The sequence below is a fragment of the Cupriavidus sp. KK10 genome, from assembly GCF_018223725.1.
Lineage (GTDB): Bacteria > Pseudomonadota > Gammaproteobacteria > Burkholderiales > Burkholderiaceae > Cupriavidus > Cupriavidus necator.
Map to the genome: position 1 here is coordinate 265299 of NZ_CP073678.1, position 17052 is coordinate 282350.

Annotated in this window: 15 protein-coding genes and 1 pseudogene; 8 read left to right on the forward strand and 8 right to left on the reverse strand. The window is 62.0% G+C overall.

The genetic code is table 11. The features are described 5' to 3' along the window. Positions 1-37: 37 nt before the first annotated feature. The 4 genes from KB879_RS32410 to KB879_RS32425 all read right to left on the reverse strand — a co-directional run bounded on the left by KB879_RS32410 (position 38) and on the right by KB879_RS32425 (position 5981). On the reverse strand, positions 38-1249 hold the full coding sequence (locus KB879_RS32410) for a DNA-binding protein (protein ID WP_211983550.1): 1212 nt from the start codon (positions 1247-1249) through the stop codon (positions 38-40). Between the two features lie 258 nt (positions 1250-1507). Further along, the gene (locus tag KB879_RS32415; protein ID WP_211979737.1) at positions 1508-2950 is read right to left on the reverse strand and encodes a hypothetical protein; all 1443 of its coding nucleotides are present in this window, start codon (positions 2948-2950) and stop codon (positions 1508-1510) included. Position 2951: 1 nt separating this feature from the next. Continuing rightward, positions 2952-3932: an ATP-binding protein gene (locus KB879_RS32420; protein WP_013954257.1), complete on the reverse strand. Its 981-nt coding sequence runs from the start codon at positions 3930-3932 to the stop codon at positions 2952-2954. Between the two features lie 3 nt (positions 3933-3935). Continuing rightward, positions 3936-5981: a hypothetical protein gene (locus KB879_RS32425; RefSeq protein ID WP_211979736.1), complete on the reverse strand. Its 2046-nt coding sequence runs from the start codon at positions 5979-5981 to the stop codon at positions 3936-3938. Positions 5982-6238: 257 nt separating this feature from the next. Between KB879_RS32425 and KB879_RS32430 the strand changes: the two genes are divergently transcribed. The 3 genes from KB879_RS32430 (at position 6239) to KB879_RS40525 (ending at position 8017) form a co-directional block, all read left to right on the forward strand. Beyond that, the gene (locus KB879_RS32430; protein WP_211983551.1) at positions 6239-7474 is read left to right on the forward strand and encodes a tyrosine-type recombinase/integrase; all 1236 of its coding nucleotides are present in this window, start codon (positions 6239-6241) and stop codon (positions 7472-7474) included. A 73-nt stretch (positions 7475-7547) separates the two neighbouring features. Continuing rightward, positions 7548-7709 carry a hypothetical protein gene (locus tag KB879_RS40520; RefSeq protein WP_371827458.1) on the forward strand — a complete coding sequence of 54 codons (162 nt, stop codon included), beginning with the start codon at positions 7548-7550 and terminating at the stop codon, positions 7707-7709. Positions 7710-7735: 26 nt separating this feature from the next. Continuing rightward, positions 7736-8017, forward strand: coding sequence for a ProQ/FinO family protein (locus KB879_RS40525; protein ID WP_371827459.1), 282 nt, complete (start codon positions 7736-7738; stop codon positions 8015-8017). Between the two features lie 205 nt (positions 8018-8222). On the opposite strand, the gene KB879_RS32440 is transcribed toward KB879_RS40525, so the two are convergent. Beyond that, entirely contained in the window at positions 8223-8537 is a 315-nt protein-coding gene (locus tag KB879_RS32440; protein WP_211983552.1) for a helix-turn-helix domain-containing protein, read from the reverse strand. A 342-nt stretch (positions 8538-8879) separates the two neighbouring features. Here KB879_RS32440 and KB879_RS32445 point away from each other — a divergent pair, with 342 nt between their 5' ends. The 3 genes from KB879_RS32445 (at position 8880) to KB879_RS32455 (ending at position 9857) form a co-directional block, all read left to right on the forward strand. Beyond that, positions 8880-9098 carry a tyrosine-type recombinase/integrase gene (locus KB879_RS32445; RefSeq protein ID WP_249221466.1) on the forward strand — a complete coding sequence of 73 codons (219 nt, stop codon included), beginning with the start codon at positions 8880-8882 and terminating at the stop codon, positions 9096-9098. Between the two features lie 119 nt (positions 9099-9217). Then, a complete protein-coding gene (locus KB879_RS32450; protein WP_211983553.1) occupies positions 9218-9454 on the forward strand; it encodes a DNA-binding protein in 237 nt (78 codons plus the stop codon). Next, positions 9441-9857 carry a type II toxin-antitoxin system VapC family toxin gene (locus KB879_RS32455; protein WP_211983554.1) on the forward strand — a complete coding sequence of 139 codons (417 nt, stop codon included), beginning with the start codon at positions 9441-9443 and terminating at the stop codon, positions 9855-9857. The genes KB879_RS32450 and KB879_RS32455 overlap by 14 nt, the downstream gene beginning before the upstream one ends. 251 nt (positions 9858-10108) lie before the next feature. On the opposite strand, the gene KB879_RS32460 is transcribed toward KB879_RS32455, so the two are convergent. Both KB879_RS32460 and KB879_RS32465 read right to left on the reverse strand, forming a co-directional pair. Continuing rightward, positions 10109-11661, reverse strand: a protein-coding gene (locus KB879_RS32460) for an IS3 family transposase (protein ID WP_249221202.1) whose coding sequence is annotated in 2 segments (ribosomal slippage) — positions 10109-11199 and positions 11199-11661 — 1554 coding nt in all. Because the reading frame shifts where the segments join, the coding sequence is not laid out codon by codon here. A 211-nt stretch (positions 11662-11872) separates the two neighbouring features. Beyond that, positions 11873-13156 (reverse strand): IS4 family transposase, encoded by a 1284-nt coding sequence (locus tag KB879_RS32465; protein WP_249221529.1) that lies wholly within the window; start codon positions 13154-13156, stop codon positions 11873-11875. Positions 13157-13925: 769 nt separating this feature from the next. Here KB879_RS32465 and KB879_RS32470 point away from each other — a divergent pair. Continuing rightward, complete coding sequence (locus tag KB879_RS32470; protein WP_249221568.1) at positions 13926-14384, forward strand: reverse transcriptase domain-containing protein; 459 nt, start codon at positions 13926-13928, stop codon at positions 14382-14384. 531 nt (positions 14385-14915) lie between these two features. Here KB879_RS32470 and KB879_RS39655 read toward each other — a convergent pair. Then, positions 14916-16019: pseudogene (locus KB879_RS39655) on the reverse strand (recombinase family protein); the annotation flags it as partial. Between the two features lie 340 nt (positions 16020-16359). Here KB879_RS39655 and KB879_RS32480 point away from each other — a divergent pair. Then, positions 16360-17010, forward strand: a complete 651-nt coding sequence (locus KB879_RS32480) for a reverse transcriptase domain-containing protein (RefSeq protein ID WP_211983557.1) — start codon at positions 16360-16362, stop codon at positions 17008-17010. The last annotated feature ends 42 nt before the right edge of the window (positions 17011-17052 follow it).

Genomic DNA, 17052 nt, shown 5'->3' on the forward strand with positions numbered 1-17052 from the left:
TTGCGTGTCGTTCGCTTCAGCGGATCGCGTCCCCCGCTCAGTCTTTGCTGTCATCGCTGCCGTCGTTGCCTTCGTCCTGATTGTTGGGTAGCGCCGCCCCCGGCTCGTCGCCCTGTTCTTCGCCCCGCTCATCCTGCGGAGCGTCCCCCTGACCGTCGCCCTGCTCTTCCGGCGCGGTCGCCGCCGAACTGCCGCCCTTGCGCCGCCTTCCACCAGCGCCACCGCCGTCGCGTTCGCGCGGCGCGACGCGCAGGGTGGCCAGCAGCTGGCGCGCCAGCGCCGCTTCGGCCTCGGCTCGTTCGGCCCGGCGCTGCGCCACGCCCAACGCCGCCTGCACCGCGTCCAGGTCGTGCGCCGCTTTGCGCTGCGCCTGCTCGGCACTGGCGAGCCGATCGGCGAGCGCCGCGGCCTGGACCTCGAGCCGGGCGCGGACTTCGGCCTGCGCCACCGCCGCGTCGCGCGCCTCGCTGCGCGCCGCCACCAGTTCGCCGCGCAACGCTTCGGCCGTGCGCTCGCTCTGCTGCCGCGCGGTACGTTCCGCATCCAGTTCGCGTAAGGCGCGCCGCTCGCTGGCCTCGGCCCGTTCCTGCGCGAGGGTCACCGCCTCGCGGGCGCGCTCGAGCTCGCTCGAGAATTGGGTGCGCAGTTCCGCCAGTTGCCGCCCGGCGGCCTCCAACTCCGCCCGCCCCGCCTCGAGCCGGGCCTGGGTCGCCGCGTGCGCCTGGCGCTCCGCGGCCAGGTCCGCCTGCACGGCGTCTTGCGCCGCGCGCGCCTCGGCCAACTGCGCCGAGAGGGCGGCCACCTCTTCCCTCGCGGCGGTGGTTTCGGCCCGGGCCGCGTCGCGCTCGGCCTCGGCGACGCTGGCCGCATGGCGGGCCTCGGCGCGCAGCGTGGCCAGCTCGCCGGTGGCGGCCTCGTTGGCCGCCTGCCAGATGGTCTGGACCGCCCCGGCCGCGATGTCCTTCAACGCATCCGGCAAGTCGGGATGGTCGATGGTGACGCGCGTGCGCCCACGCAGCTCCTGCCAGAACCCCTGCAGCACCTCGGCGGGCGTGCCCATGCTGCCCTTGCGCACCAGGCTGTAGAGCTTGTTGGCGGTGGGCGTGACGCCGTAGCGGAAGAACAGCAGGCCGCAAACCTCGCGGTACAGCGCGCGGGTCTCGGGGAAACGGCCGCGCAGCTCGGCAATGTCGTCGGCCATGGCGGCCTGCAGCGCAGCGTCGGTCAACTCCAGATCGGCGGTGGCCATCGGGTAAAAAAAGTGTCTTAAGACAGATAAATATTACTACGTAATACGTTATTTATCAAACACAACACGATATACTTTAGACATAAGTCCGCTTATGTCTATAATAAGGCTTCAAACCGCTCCCGAGACTGCCGACGTTGGTTTGCACAATTTTGTTTCCGTTTTCTGCACAATTTTGTTCCGAGCCCCCTGGGCCGAAACTCTGGCGTCGATACGCCGCAAGCCAACGGCTTTCACGTTGCCCACGGTGCGTCGCGTTCAGATCCGGGATCGCCCCCGACGCACATTCGCTTCTGCCCTCGTCCATTTGATCAGCAGCAGGCCATCGTCGGTTTCGCACAGGCGGACGCAAGATTTGGAATCGTCGCGCTCAAGTGGATCGACACCCCGATCGATGTCATCTAGCCAAGTGGTCAGCGCGTCGAACGTCAGCTCGGCTTCCCACGCGACCGCCATATCGAGCACTGCGCTTAGCGCCGATTCCCGGACCCACCCGCAGCAGGTCCAGACGTCCTGATCGGCATATAGATAACCCGCCGGCGCTACCGCTGCATCCCGTGTATAGCGGATGAGGCCCAAGTCGCGCATGGCGTGAGAAACGCAGGAGAAGCGCCGCCGTTCCTGCTCCGCCTGCCGATTGGAGAGCACCAGGTCCGAACGGCCCCAGCCGAGTTGAAGTTCGTTGAGCGCGATATCGTATGGGCAGATCAGGCCCCAGCGGGGCCCCTCCTCCGGATGCACGCTGACCCAGCGGGAAAGCCATCCCGCCTTGGTCAGCCTCCACCGACAGCGACAGGTGCCATGGCGAGTCTGCCGGTCCTGCATGGCATGCAGGCGAGTGACAAACGAAGACGGATTCGCCGAAGCGGCGTTGATGCGTATATAGAAGTGAAGAACTTCGGCAAAGCTGAGGTGGCACAACCTGAGGCGGCCGAGCTGGATTTTCGCTTGCCGCGCAAACGCGTGGCTTTCCAGAGTCCACCGATCACCGGCTTCGATAAGGAGCTGCTCGATGTCCTCGGGCGGGGGCTCAAGCGTGCGCAGCTGGCCGAACGCTTGGTCGAGGGAGACGGCCCCCGGCATGCCATCGTTGCCCGACGACCAGATCTCGCCGAGCGACATACGCGCGGCAGCGACGCTCGCCCGTGCGACCCAGCCAGCGAGCGACGCAACACGCCCCTGCTCTCGGGCGGGAAAGCCGGCATCAATGCCGTGCGGCCACGTCCTGCAGCGTTGCCGCATCACGAACTCCAACGCGCCCACGCGCTGCGACACGAGGCTGGCGGTGTGCTTCTGCGCCCAGGTCGTTTTCAGCTCGCTCAGGTGAAATGGGCACCGCGAAAGCCACCCAAGCTGATGCAGGTAGCTGTGGTAGCCGTGCTGCACACAGGTCTCGCAATAGCGGATGGCACCTCGCTCGCGACTATCGGGAGGCGGGCCATAACGGCCGACATCGATGAACCGTATGGAAGGCGAGAAAACGTCTTCGACAAGCGGCGCGGTCTCACCGAGCACGGACGCCAGACGCCTGATTTCGTCGATCGGAAGCGGCGTGTTGCTATCGGGCTCCACACTCAAAAACTTCGCGCATTTTCGGACGTTGATGCCATTCAGTGCGCAGAAGCGGGCGACGAACGACAGCCTCGACTCGTACGGACGGAGGTTTCCCGGCCACCAGTTCACCGATGGGTAGGCCGCCATGTCAACTACCCGTCGAGATGATCCTCATGTGGTCCGGGAAGTTCGCTTTTGCGAGTTCTCGCAACCAGCTCTCGTGGGAGGTCACGTCGTCCCAGTCTTCGCCCCGCGCCAGTTGGAAGAGTATCGCCTCGGTCGCTTTCGCGACATGCTGCATTGGAAACTCGAAATGCCGGCGCGCCGATTCGGGCGAAAGCTCCATCAGCGCTTTCCACAGCTGCGCCGCGCATTCGGCGAGCCGGCGCCCTGCCGCATAATCCGCCGGTGCGAAGTACTCCAAGTACGGAACGCCGCTGCTTGGCGGCCACTCGGAGTCGATATCGTAGCCGTTGAGCACGTACCCGATCTCCTCGGGGGAGCGCAGGCCGTGGAAGCGCGCATGCGCTGCCATAAAGCGCGCGGCGACGTGAGCGTTGCCCGTGATGGCCATATATTCGTGGCGATAGTTCAACTGGTGTGAGCCGACTGAAAATACGCTGAGTAAATAGCCCTCGTAATCGAGCTCATTTTGCAGGCCGGCCAGCCATTTCCACTCCCGCAACGTCAGGTCCTGCGCTTCGTCAATAAGCAGCACCACGTAGTTCCGTTGCGCGTTGTTCGCAATGGCGATGAAGCGTTGCTTGCACAGGTATATGCCTTCGGCTTTCTTCGGTGGCTTTGCCGGGTTGGCGAATTCGAAGCGTGAGGCGAGTAGGAGCTGGTGCCAGAATCCCGCTTCACTACTCTGACTGTCGGGGCGGCGATTCCACACCACCAGGGGCATGACGGCCTTGAAGCGCTCCTGCAATTCGTTTGCAACGTACCACTGCAAACAACGGGACTTGCCCAGGCGTGACGCGCCATAGATATAGCCGCCGGGGCGCTGCTGGTCGATCCATTCGCCGATTTGCTCGATCATTTCGTGCATGGGCGGTGTATACACCGCGTACTGCTTCGTCACGATGCAGTGCCGTGGATCGATGCGCTCGGGCAGTGAGAAGGACATGGCTTACCTCGACTGCGCCATTCGACGCGGAGGCAGCGTGGAACCCGCAGGAGGCTTCGGCGGGTCCGCGGCGCCAGACTGCGCGCGTCTTGCCGTCGGCTCCTGCGCGGACCCCTTGCTATGGTTCGAAAAACTGCTGCCTGCCTTGGCCCGAGCCATTGCTGCATCCAGCATGGAAGGCCCGATTGATGAATCGGCTGCGGCTGTCAGTATGCGCCGTGCCTCGAGGTAGGCCGGATGGACCGGCAAGCGGTTGTGCGCCTGGCTCTCCACGTAGCGCATGAAGACATCGATGGCGTCGACGCCTGCCGGGATCGCAAACTTTCCGTGAGAGCACGCCTGGCAAATTGCAGCACGTAGCGACAGGCTGTGCGGCGACATGTTCCAAGGCGGTGCTGCCCGCAACACGCCGAGTGACATACCGTCCAGCGTGGAGGCAAGCGCCACCCGGCAGTCATCCTCCTTGTGGCAGACCACCCAGATCTCGGATCCGACAAGGTCGTGCCGGTTGTGCAGCACGTCGTTGGTGTAACGGCCGTAATGGAACTCAACGAACGGGGCACGCCCGCTCGCAGCGCCCCCGCGCACGATGCAGCGCTTGCGGATGCTGAATAGCGTGTCCACGACAGCGGGGTCGGCTCGCCGGAAGCTCTGCTGCGAATGGTGGTACAAGAACTTCGCATACGCGAGCGGCGTGCGGTTACCAATCCCGCTGTGCGGTGTCGCGTTGTAGTTGGCAATGAGCACGTCCAGCAGCTCTTCCGCATATTCGTACTGGAATCGACTCGCCAGGGCGACCTCTTCCGGCTGTCTTCCCTTGCGGTCCTGGAAATTGGCGCCGGTGGTGTTGGAAAGACGCTGAAATCCCTGTCCGGCCAGATTGCGGAAAAACGCCTCGATGAACGGGCGGTCATCCTTGCTTCGACGTTTCGAAAACGAGGTCTTCGGGTCCAGTAGCGTGGAGCCGACGCTGTCGCGCAGCGCATCCCGCACGTGCTGACAAGTCTCGGCAAGCGCGCCATCTACGCTGGTCTCGTCCCAGCATAGTCCGACGAAATCGTTACCCAGAGCGGAAAGAAGCCCGGCTTCAGGTAGATACGGCGTATCGCAAAAACTGACCGGGCGCAGGCACCATCTGCCCAATGCCCGCTTCAGCGCGCGCATGACGTCATCATTCGATATTTCCCGTCTCACGCTGAAGTAGTACCCTAGCACCGCGCGCGAAATGACCTCCAGGATCACAACAACCCAGAGACGATGAACGATCTTCTCCTTGAAACCGCCCCCCATGAGCGGAAGCGACACGCAGAAACGTCCGTCTAGCTTGTGCGCGTCCATCTCGACGCGTTGCATGAACCTCAGCACCGGCCGCCCGGTTCCGTCACCGGACCTCAGCTTCAAAGCCAAATTCGGCCCGCCACTCGCCGCGGCCAGCGCCCTTGGGTTGGCCGACAGCACCTTGTCGATATACCGACAGATCGAATAGTAGCCAAGGCTCGATGTATTGAACGGCCATTCGTTTCGCGCTTCGTACCCGAAGCTACGCAATTGGTCCAGAAACCACGCGCAATGACGCCTTCTCGACTGTTTAGTTTCGACTAGCCGCTTGGCTGAGGCGCTCGCAAGGATACGCGCCTCAAATGCCTGACGAAGCGCCGGCTGGCAATCCAGCAGCGCCTGCATCGCGCCCGCAGCGCCGCGGCCGAACTGGTCGACATGGACCTTCCTGCTACGACGGTATGGCTTGACTCGGAGCCATGGTACAAGTCCGCGCCAGCCATAAGGACGCCCGTCGGGATGCGTCTCAAGGCAGCGCTCCCGGATGAGACGATAGACCTGTCTTGTGCCAAGCGACGTCAGCCGCCTGATGCTATCGGCCGAGGCACCGGAAAGATACAGCGAAACCGCCTGCTTTCTCGCAAGGTACAGGACGCGTCGGTCACCAGTAAGTGCTCCCTCGTCGGGGCTGGCCCAGTGGGAAGTGTCGACGGTTCGCCCGTCTATCATCCGGCGGGAGTAAAAGGAATTGTCGTCAATGCCCTCTTCCATGCGACGCTCCAAAATGGGCTGATCGCCCAAGAGGCGATGGTTGTAAACCATAGGGCACCTTCGGGAGAAATCGCACGACGAGCATGGAACAAACGTTGGCGAAGATACAAAATTGCTTCGAGTGTTCGCCGGAGGAACAAAATGGTGCAGAATTTTGTGAAGTAAATTTGTTCTCGCACGCCCGGACTGCGTCGCTTTCACGGCCACGTATCGGATACAAAATTGTGCAAACTAACGCCCCGGCCGACTCCCCGCCCATGGAACTCCTCCCCCTCGAACCCCTGCCAACCTCAGCCGCGGCGCCGCCCACCCCGCTCGAGCGCCTGCACTTGCCGCCCGCGCTCTCCGGCGCCGCCGGCAGCAACCGCGCGCCCGCCACGGCCACCCGCATTGCCGCGTCCGACGACCTGGCCGCCGTCACCGCCTGGCTCGCGCGCTATGCCGACACCCCGGCGACCGTGAGCGCCTACCGCCGCGAGGTCGAGCGGCTGCTGCTGTGGGCCGTGCTGCAACTCGGCAAGCCGCTGTCTTCGCTGACGCACGAGGACCTGCTGGTCTATGAACGCTTCCTGGCCGACCCGCAGCCGGCCGCGCGCTGGGTGCTGTCCGGCAGCAAGAAGCTCGCCCGCAGCCACCCCGACTGGCGCCCGTTTGCGGGGCCGCTGTCGCCCGCGAGCGTGCGCCACGCGCTGGTCATTCTGAATGCCCTCTTCGCCTGGCTGACCGAGGCCGGCTATCTGGCCGGCAATCCGCTCGCGCTGGCGCGCCGCCGGCGCGCGCCGACCCGGCCGCGCATCACGCGCTACCTCAGTCACAACTTGTGGGACGCGGTCAAGGCCACCATCGAGGCGATGCCGGTCGCGACCGAGCGTGAACGCCTGCACGCGGCGCGCTGCCGCTGGCTCTTGACCGTGCTCTATCTGGGCGGGTTGCGGGCGGCGGAGGTCACCGGCACGGCGATGGGCGCGTTTTTTTGCCGGCGTGATGCCCAGGGCGTCGAGCGCTGGTGGCTGGAGGTGACCGGCAAGGGCAACAAGACCCGGCTGGTGCCGGCCACCGACGAACTGATTGCCGAACTGGCGCGCTACCGCCGCGCCCACGGGCTGGCGCCCACCCCGCAGCCCGGCGAGACGCGCCCGCTGCTGCTGCCGGTGATTGGCCGCAAGGACCGGCAGCACGAAGAAAAAGGCCTGTCACGCGGCGCGCTGCACTTGATCCTGAAGGAGGTGTTCGGCCTGGCGGCCGCGCGGCTGCGGGCGCGTGGGCCCGAGTGGGCGGCGCAGGCCGATGTCCTGGCGAGCGCCTCGGCCCACTGGCTGCGCCACACCGCCGGCTCGCACATGACCGACCAGCAGGTCGACCTGCGCTATGTGCGGGACAATTTTGGCCATGCCTCGATCGCGACCACCAGCGGCTACCTGCACAGCGAAGAGGATGCGCGGCACGAGGCCACCCAGGAGCGACATCGTATTGGGTGGACCGCGAAGACGTAAGGCGCACCCGCGTGGCAAGCCCCGAAGGGGACGCGGCTGCTAAAATCGCTCCACGCGATAACCACTAGAGACGATGGGCTTCGAACAACTGGCGGCACTTAAAGCACAACTGGCAGAGCAGGCAAAGGCCGAAAAGGTTGCCAAGGCTCCGAAGCGGGCCAGGCCGCCCCGCGCCCGGGAAGCCACGCCAGCCAATCCGGCAAAGCCGGTCGATCCGGACGGCGTTTTCCGCTAGCCTTTCCGAAGCACCCGGCACCCAAGGTGCCGCTCAAGATCGGCCTCTTCGAGGATCTCCTCCCGCATGCCCATAAGCTTGCCCTCACGGAGGCCGAATTGCGCGAGGCGATCAAGACCTGGTGCCGCGGCGCCCGCTACTGGGCCTGCCTCATCGAAGGCGCATCGCGGATGGATCTGGCCGGCCAGCAGGCGGGGCAGGTTCGCCCGGAGGATGCAAAACGGGCGCAGCAACTGCAAGCGAGGCGTTCGCCGGGGGCACCATCCCAATCGGCGAAGGCGTCGCACCCCATTGACGCGGCTCGATAGGTTGAAGTTATGGCATGGACAGCCGGCTCAGCGAAGGCACACAGCAACCCATCTCCGCGCCACGGCACCCGGGGAGCGCGCTTCTCGCACGCGGCATTTTGTCTGACCTCGGCTGAGTCAGACCCGGCTGGCTTCGCGCATCGGCGACTCCCAACTTTGACGCCGATGCTGACCACAAACGCCAGCATGGCAGCCCCGCTAAGGACTAATACCACGCTGCCAGCTCGCCGGTCTTGGACGCATGGGCCGCAGCCTCCTCGAGCCAAGGTGCATGCGCCTTGGGCACGACCAGCATCGTCAAACCCAGTCCGTCCAGCACCCGCAGGGCGCGCTCGAGATTGACGCCCTTGCCGTTTTCGAGCTTGGACAGCATGCCTACAGAGACACCGCAATGCCTCGCCGCCTGGTCTATGGGCATCCCTTCCCCTGCCCGGGTGGCGCGAATGCGGTCGCCCAGTTGGTGAATGGTGCGAATCGTCGCGCGCGACGGTGGCGTCGGATCAGGTAGTGGTCGCGGCATAAAGGACCGTCCCGTGGAGAAGGCAAGCCAGCGTGGAGGCGGCGGGCCAGATTATTTCATGATGGTGAAATTATAATTCGAAACGGGACTGGCTGCCTTCTATGCAGAGGGGAACTCTCTCGTGCCAGCCGGCAATTGATGGTTGCAGGGGAAGCTTGGCGATTAATTGCATTTTAAGTTCGACGTAACGGCTGGGCCTGGATACGTGGGACGCCCCACTACCGGAAGAGCGCAACCACGGCAACCGCCAGGCCCGTCCGACCGGCCTAGCGCTCCTGGGGCAGAATCAACGAGGCCGGCGACCGGGTCGACTACCTTGCGGCGGACAGCCTGCAAAGCTATGTGACGGGACTCTATCGGGCGGCAGGGCTTGGGAATGGCTACAGCAGCCACTCTGGACGGCGGACGTTCGCCAGCCGGCTTCTGGCGCAGGGGCATTCGCTCGAAACCGTGCAACTGCTGTTGGGACATGCCGAGCTGGATCAGGTTGCTCCCTATTTGGAAGTGCCGAAGAAAGAATATCGAGAGGCGATAGCCGAGTTGGGCGCCGGCTGGGTGTAAAGAGCTAATCACAAATGCCGATACCTCAACGAGGTGTTGGCGCTCCGCTCTGATGCTATCAATGCTTGCACTTCGTTGTGTGCGTGCTATCATTGATAGCACAAAGACAAGGAGTAGCAATGGCAAATCTTTTGGTTCGAAATGTCGATGAGGCACTCGTGCAACGACTGCGTGAAGCGGCAGCAGCTCACGGGCGTAGCGCTGAAGCCGAGCATCGTGAAATCTTGGCCAAGGCGTTGAGCGGGACGAAGCGCAAGAGTTTTGCGGAAGTCCTTATGAGCATGCCCAACGTTGGCGAGGACGCCGACTTTGCGCGCATTGATGACGTGGGAGATGTCGCGCGTGTATTTGGTTGATACCAATGTCATCAGCGAGGTGCGAAAGCGCCTGCGTGCTAACAAAGGTGTACTGGCATTCTTTCGTCAGGCAGTCAAAAAGGATGACGGCCTCTACCTGTCCGTGGTGACTGTGGGAGAGTTGCGGCGAGGTGTCGAGGTGGTTCGTCACCGTGGCGATGAGCAGCAGGCAGCAATGCTTGACGCATGGCTGGAGACTGTTCTGAGTGATTTCGCGCAGAACATCCTTTCGGTGGACGAGGCAGTTGGCCAGGTGTGGGGACGCCTTCGGGTTCCGCATCCCGAGCACGCGCTAGACAAGCTGATTGCGGCAACTGCCCTGATACATGACCTGACCGTTGTAACGCGTAACGTAGAAGACTTCGCGGGGCTGGGTGTCCGAGTGCTGAACCCATTTGACTAAGGAAAAACGGTGTGCTGAATTGAGCGAAAGAACGCAGAGACATTGAGAACTAGCGCGAGACTGTGAATGCCAGATAAGACACCAATAGAACATCTTGTAGACCTAGCAGGCCGCTGAAATACCTCCAGGGAATGTCGGCGCCACGACAGGCTGAAGCGTTGATCTGAGGACTCCACCCAACCTGGGGTCTCCTTGATTTTGGTGCAATGTGTGCCAAGAACGGCGGTTGTCAAGATAGTTGACGCGTCACTTCATGCGGACTGCTTTAGTTCTTGCGGCTGCATCCGCTCCGGATTGAGCCAGACTTCGTTCTCCAGCTCCCAATTGCGCGTCGATCGAGACCAACGCTGCGGATTGCGCGCCTTGGCCTCTGCGTACACGCCCTTGCGCTGCGCGAGCACAGCAGCGGCTACACCGTTATGACGCTGCGCCGGCGTGACGAATTTCAGGCCGCTGTGCTTGTGCTCGTGGTTGTACCAACGCACGAACTTCTTCGTCCAGGCACGGGCCTCATCGACACTGCCAAAGGGCCTGCGTGGGTAGTCAGGCCGGTACTTGCAAGTGCGGAACAGCGACTCGGCGTACGGGTTGTCGTTGCTCACGCGCGGCCGGCTGAACGACGCCACCACCCCCAGGTTTTCCAGGGTGGCGAGCATCGTCGCGCCTTTCATCGGGCTGCCGTTATCCGAGTGCAGCACCAGCGGACGTCCCGCCAGGCTCTCGGCCAGACTGGCACGCCGCATCAGCAGCGCGGCCAGTTCCGCCGATTCCGCCTCATGCACTTCGTGACCGACAATCTTGCGGCTGAACACGTCCAGCATCATGTACCAGTAGTAATACCGTCCCTTGACCGCCGACGGCAGCCACGTGATGTCCCACGACCAGACCTGGTTCGGCGCCGTCGCACAATGACTGGTCACCACCCGAGCCGAGGGTTGGCGCGCACGACCCCGGTGGTGCTGCTGCGAAACGCTGCGCAGCACACGGTAAAAGCTCGACTCCGACGCGAGGTACACGCCGCGGTCCGCCAGACCCGGCACGATCTGGCTGGGCGGCAGGCTGGCAAACTCCTCACTGTTGGCAACCTCAAGAATCTGTTGCCGTTCGGTGTCGCTCAGTTTGTTGCCCGGCGCCGGCCGCACGGTCGTCGTGCGGCGATCGGCCGGCACTGCGTCGCCGTCAGCCACCCAGCGCTGGAACGTGCGCAGGCTCACGCCCAGCTCTTTGCAAGCCTTCTCCAACCGACAGCCGGACTGCGCCGCCTCGCGAATCAACGATACACATAACAGGCGATCCGGGACGTTGATCAATCGTCCTCTTTGTTTCCCCAAATCGCCTGGGCTTTTTTTCTCAGAATCAGCAGCGCAGCCGCTTCCGCCAGCGCTTTCTCCTTGCGCTGTAATTCCTTCTCGAGCTGCTGGATGCGTTTCCTGTCGTCTTTCGACTGATGCCGCTGCTCGCGCGCCTGCTCCGCAGCGTTCGCATTGGCTGTCAGACATGCGGCCCGCCAGGCGGCGATCTGTTCGGGATAAAGACCCTTTCGCCGGCAGTACTCGGCCAGCTCCGCGGCATTGAACGGGGCGGTTTCCAGCACCACCGCAAACTTGTCTTCCGAAGACCATCCTTCGGGATTCTTCCCATCGCCCGGCACGACCAGCCCCTTTCCTTTCGCCTGTCGGCGCCACGTGTACAACGTCTGCTCGGTAATCCCCGTTTCCCTGGCCAACGCTGAAACCAGCGCGTTTTCTGGCGGCATCATGCGACGAACCAGCGCTTCCTTTCTTTCTGCTGAGTAGGCTTTCATTTACCCCTGATTTTACCGCCCCCGGTCTTCGTCTCTAAGAATCAGGTGACGTGACATCTATCCTGACGCCGGGGGAGAACGTGAGCATCAGAAGACCGATGCTTGCGATGCTTTATCGAAGATGAGGGCCGGCCCCTCGAAGTCGGCTTGCAGGAGCAGGCTTCAAACCGCCACAAGCTGCGTGGGTAAAGAGCATTTCCTTATACAGAAGTCATGACTCTTCCCGCAGTGCTTGAATGGTGAGCGCGGCGTCCATGGTTCGCTGCATGCCGATCCAGATCGTCTTAGCGCCGGGCTCGCCATCGCTCTTCCGCCCAAGGAACCCACCCAGGGAAGCAACCAACCGAATCATCTGATTGAGTGTGACCGGTGTCTTCGGGCGGGCCTTCTTGGCAAGCACGTATGCTCCCCGAATCTCGTCGGCGTCAAAGAACAGGGACGCATCCAGATCCGGGCAGGTTCTGCCCAATCGCATCAGGCGGGCAATGCGCCACGCCACCACCATATACAACGCCAAGGCCCGCTCCACACGATCCATGTGCGATAGCTGTAGCGCTTCGACCTTGCAGCCGGTCTTCAGGACATGGAAGTACATCTCGATCTCCCACCTGGCCCGATACCATTCAACCAGCTCGATGACCGCATCGGCATCCTGTGCTTCTCGGTTCGTCAACAGCCGCCACACCACTGGCTTGACGCCTGCGGGCGCTCCGATCTCCCTGGCCTCTACACAGGTGAGAGTCGGGCCATCCAGGCCGGGTAGCTTCACACGTTGTGCGCGTAGCTCCTGTTGAACCTCGCGCGCCTTCTGGCCTGCACGCCCTGGCAAGATAAAGGTGATTTCCCCGAGTACCGGGCTGGCGCCGACGCTATCCCACAACTTGCCGCCCTCAGCAAGGTTGCGGTTGTGTTGGCTGCGGATCAACCAGTCGGCCGGTTGGCCCAGTTCCTGGGCGCGCGCCATCAACTCGGCAATATCACCCTCGCGGTCCGTCACATACACCAACCGTGTCCGGGGCAACAGCGCGGCTTGCTCCGCAACGCGTTCATACCCTTCAGTCCAGCGTACGCTTTCCTTGATCCCGCCGCGGTTGCCGTCGGCGTCCTTTGATTCCCGAGCCCACATCCAGGCATCGATCACCCCCAGCGGTTCACGGTCAGGCGTCACCGCGTAGGTCGGATGCAAGAACATGCCTCGCTGGGCTTCGTAGCTCAGCGGCCCCAGCCCCTCGGTTTCCTGGCCATTGAAGTTCAGCTCGGTCGTATCAGCGATGCACAGCACTACCGGAAACTGCGCGACTCTTTCCGCCGTGCGCTCCCAATGCGGCTGCATCACGTCCCGCCAATCGATCTGCTCGTTGCCGAGAAACCGATACGCCCCAATGGTTTGGGACCAGTCATCGCATGCGCCGGGAATGCTCGCCGTAGGCAGAGCCGCAAACCGCTTGAGCAATTCCTTGGCGCGCCGATCCCGCCGCGGATCACCAAGATCCAGACTCTCAAATTCCTCGTCCACCCATGCCCCCGACTCGTTGCCCATTGCTGCGCCAAAATCCGAGAGTAAACGCGAGTCTGGCGAAGTTAACAACCCCTTACCTCGAAATTTCCGCGACCGCAGGCTCCATGCACCGCTGCGGGGACGGTACTACTTCTGTATAAGGAGATGGGTAAAGAGCCCTCGTGGTGAGCGTTGTTGGAAAAGTCGGGGGGAACCCCGGCAGGTGGGAGTCAAAGAGACGAACGTGAGTGAACCGCTGATGACGTGTCGTAAGAATCATAATCGATGTCAAAACCGGGGGGATTGCACGCTCCGGGACAAGGTTGGGCGATGCCTGCTGACGGCCCAATCGGCATCCGGCATAAAGGCGGCGTGACTTTGATTCAGGCTTCGGTAAGGAACTTGGGAACCTGTCGTCCCGATGCGAAGGGAGAAATCCAAGCGGAAGGACTCCGCAAGGATGAGAGTACCGATGCGGGGCACAGGGGCGGAGACGTTCGTAGTAGGGTTGAAGGTCCTGTAATGGGGCTGGACCGAAGGGGCGTCATCGTCTGGCTTTGTGCTGCGGGCAACCCGCAAGGGGAGGACTCGCATGGATAAGGCAAAACCGTTTTGTATTTCCAAACGTGAGGTGTGGGAAGCGTATCAGCAGGTGAAGGCCAACCGCGGGGCGGCGGGCGTGGATGGACAGTCGATGAAGGAATTCGAGGCGGATTTGAAGAGCAATCTGTATCGGATCTGGAATCGGATGTCCTCTGGCAGCTACATGCCACCGCCAGTCTTACGGGTTGATATACCAAAGGACGGGGGTGCGGGAACGAGGCCGTTGGGGATAGCCACGATTTCGGATCGCATCGCTCAGACGGTGGTCAAGCGATACCTGGAGCCGCTCGTGGAACCTGTGTTTCACCGCGACTCATATGGATATCGTCCCGGACGATCGGCGCATCAGGCGCTCAACGTGGCTCGGCAGCGATGCTGGGAGTACGAGTGGGTGCTCGACCTCGACATCAAGAATTTCTTCGGTAGTATCGACTGGGAATTCATGATGCGCGCGGTGCGCTGTCATACGGACTGCGCGTGGGTGCTGCTGTATATCGAGCGTTGGCTCAAGGCACCCGTGCAAATGCCTGACGGGACCGTGGTGCATCCGGACAAGGGTACGCCGCAAGGCGGTGTCAGTACGCCGCCTACAATGTTGCATATTTTCCAGTCCCTCGTCTGAGTCGTTCGAATTTTCGCTGCTTGAAGCCGGCGGCTGCGGATCGACGCGGAACACAACTACGATTTCATCCTTGTGGATCTCGACACGTTTGACTAGACCCAGAACGATCTTGCGTTTCGTTTCAAGGTCAATCGTATCCAGCCTCTCGGTGACCGCGGTTGCAAATTCCTCAAGCCGGTTGATGACCAGAAACAGCTCGCTTTGCACTGCTCCGTGGCGCCGTGATTCCAGGATCTGCTGTTCAATCTGCACAAGCCGGTTCTTCAACTGCTGCATCTTCGGCTCGAAGTCGGCCTTGTCGATGATGCCGTCCGCGTAGCTGTCAATCAGTCGTGACTTGCCTTTTTCAAGCTGAAGCCGCTGCTTGTCCAGGCTGGTGGTGTCGAAGCCGTTCTTTTCATTTCGCTCCAACACGTCCAGTCGACGTTCGTATTCTCCCCTCAGTCGATCTGGTTGCCTGAGCAACTCCACAACTTGCTGCCATACAAGATCGTCGAGCTTGTCGGTTCGTACCTGCAGATTGTCACAGATGCGTTCGCCGCCGAAACGATAGGCGTCGGTTCCTACGCAGCGGTAATAGGCGTAATCCCGCTGATGTCCTTTGGCTGCGGCTTTGCTAACTTTTTTCGCGTAATAGGCGTAACGGCACTGTCCGCATACAGTCAGCCCCTGCAGCAGGCGCAGCGGCGCATTATCCCGTCTCTGACGTGCACGCTTGCGGTTCTCGGCAAGCTGCTCCTGGACCGTATGAAACAGCGCTTCACTGATGATGGCCGGCACCGGAATTTCGATCCATTGCTGCGGATCCGCGCGTATCGTCGAATACGGTTTCCTGGGCACATCAGCGCTGTGGCGTTGGGCACGTACGCGTACATGCAGATGATCGCGCACCTGCGTTTTGCCGAACGCGGCCCGTCCCATGTAAGCCGGATTGCGCAATATGCCCCACACCACGCTACGATCCCAGAACGGCTTACCCGAAGCCGTCTCGGTACCGGCCTCGGCAAGCCGGCGTACCACTTCTCCGATGCTCAGGCGCTCCAGACCCACCCATTGGAACATCGCTTTTACCGTTGCGGCTTGGGGCAGTTCGATGACGTAGTGGGCCGGCGTCCCGTCGAGCTGCCTGCGGATATAGCGATAGCCGTAAGGCGCCCCAGATAGCACATTGACGTTGCCACGTTTGGCACCGTGAAGCTTGCCACGGCGGTTGCGCTCAGCGATCTTGGCCCGCTCGTATTCCGCAATCATGCCCTGCATCTGCAAGAGCAGTGACTCTTCCGGCGTCGTGCCAATTGCGTGGTTGAGGAACATCACCTGTACGCCGCACGCGGACAACTCTTCCATCAGCAGCGCCTGATGCGCGTACTTGCGTGCCAGCCGGTCTGGCGACAGGATGTACAGCCGATCGATCGTCCCAAGTGCGGCGGCGTCCCGCAGGCGCTCAAGTTGCGGCCTAACCAGCGTTGCACCGCTCACCCCGGCATCAATGAAGCACAGGTCCTCCACAATCTGCGCACCGTCCGCCTGAATCCGCTCCTTCAATGCTGCGATCTGGCTGTCAATCGTTCCGCGTTTGCTTTGTTGCTCAGACGACACGCGCGCGTAAAGCGCGACCATGGCAGCGTTGTTCATCGCTTCCCTCGCTTCATAGCCCGTTGTGCCGCCACTTCGGGCTCGGCATCCGATGGCCTCGCAGTGCTGCGCGCGTCCACTGGACTGAGCCGTTCGTAGGCCTTCTGCAATTGTTCGCCGGAATATCGGTTCGGCTCAAAAGCGAGACGCACTCGCCAGTGCTTGCGTCGTCCCCGTGTCATCGATGCGACTCCCAGTCAGTGGGAGCAACGGCCTCAAGCACGAGAACCGCATCAATGGCAAGACATTCTCTGGACCATGGCGCCAGGCACTCCCTTGATATGCGAAGGCCACATCTTACCCGCGAGTTTGCTATGTTGTTGCCGGGGTTGTGAGTCCGGTGCTGGCTAACCTGTTTCTCCACTATGCGTTCGACCGGTGGATGCAGAAGCATCATCCGGACGTGCCATTCGAGCGTTATGCTGATGACGCCATCTGTCATTGCAAGAGCGAAGCGCAGGCGCAACGGCTCAAGCAGGGGCTGGAGACGCGGCTCGCCGATTGCAAGCTGGATCTGCATCCAGAGAAGACCAAAATCGTGTACTGCAAGCAGGCCAACCGGCATGCAAGCTATCCGATCTGTCAGTTCGACTTTCTCGGCTATACGTTCAGGCCGCGAAGTGTCAGAAATCGGGTGGGCAAGTTGTCGGTCGGCTTCTTACCCGCAGTCAGCAACAAGGCTGCGAAGGCGATGCGGCAGGAGCTGCGCCGTCGCAGTGTGTTGCACCGCTATGACCTGGGTCTGACTGAGTTGGCGGACCGAACCCGTCCGACTTTGCTCGGTTGGATTCAGTACTACGGTCGATTTTATCGGTCTGCGCTGGGGCAGGTACTGCTTGCAGTAGATGCCGCGCTAGTCCGCTGGGCTCAACGGAAATACAAACACCTCCGCGGCCGGAAGGTACGTGCGGCGGCATGGCTGAAGGACGTCAAGTCTCGGCAGCCGGGCCTATTTGCGCACTGGGCCATGGAAACCACGGTTGGACGATAGGAGCCGGATGAATCGAGAGATTCATGTCCGGATCTGTGAGGG

Excerpts from the sequence above, each read along its gene's own strand:
- KB879_RS32410 (WP_211983550.1), bottom strand. The coding sequence starts at position 1,249 with ATGGCCACCGCCGATCTGGAGTTGACCGACGCTGCGCTGCAGGCCGCC.
- KB879_RS32415 (WP_211979737.1), bottom strand. The coding sequence starts at position 2,950 with ATGGCGGCCTACCCATCGGTGAACTGGTGGCCGGGAAACCTCCGTCCG.
- KB879_RS32420 (WP_013954257.1), bottom strand. The coding sequence starts at position 3,932 with ATGTCCTTCTCACTGCCCGAGCGCATCGATCCACGGCACTGCATCGTG.
- KB879_RS32425 (WP_211979736.1), bottom strand. The coding sequence starts at position 5,981 with ATGGAAGAGGGCATTGACGACAATTCCTTTTACTCCCGCCGGATGATA.
- KB879_RS32430 (WP_211983551.1), top strand. The coding sequence starts at position 6,239 with ATGGAACTCCTCCCCCTCGAACCCCTGCCAACCTCAGCCGCGGCGCCG.
- KB879_RS40520 (WP_371827458.1), top strand. The coding sequence starts at position 7,548 with ATGGGCTTCGAACAACTGGCGGCACTTAAAGCACAACTGGCAGAGCAG.
- KB879_RS32440 (WP_211983552.1), bottom strand. The coding sequence starts at position 8,537 with ATGCCGCGACCACTACCTGATCCGACGCCACCGTCGCGCGCGACGATT.
- KB879_RS32450 (WP_211983553.1), top strand. The coding sequence starts at position 9,218 with ATGGCAAATCTTTTGGTTCGAAATGTCGATGAGGCACTCGTGCAACGA.
- KB879_RS32470 (WP_249221568.1), top strand. The coding sequence starts at position 13,926 with ATGCCACCGCCAGTCTTACGGGTTGATATACCAAAGGACGGGGGTGCG.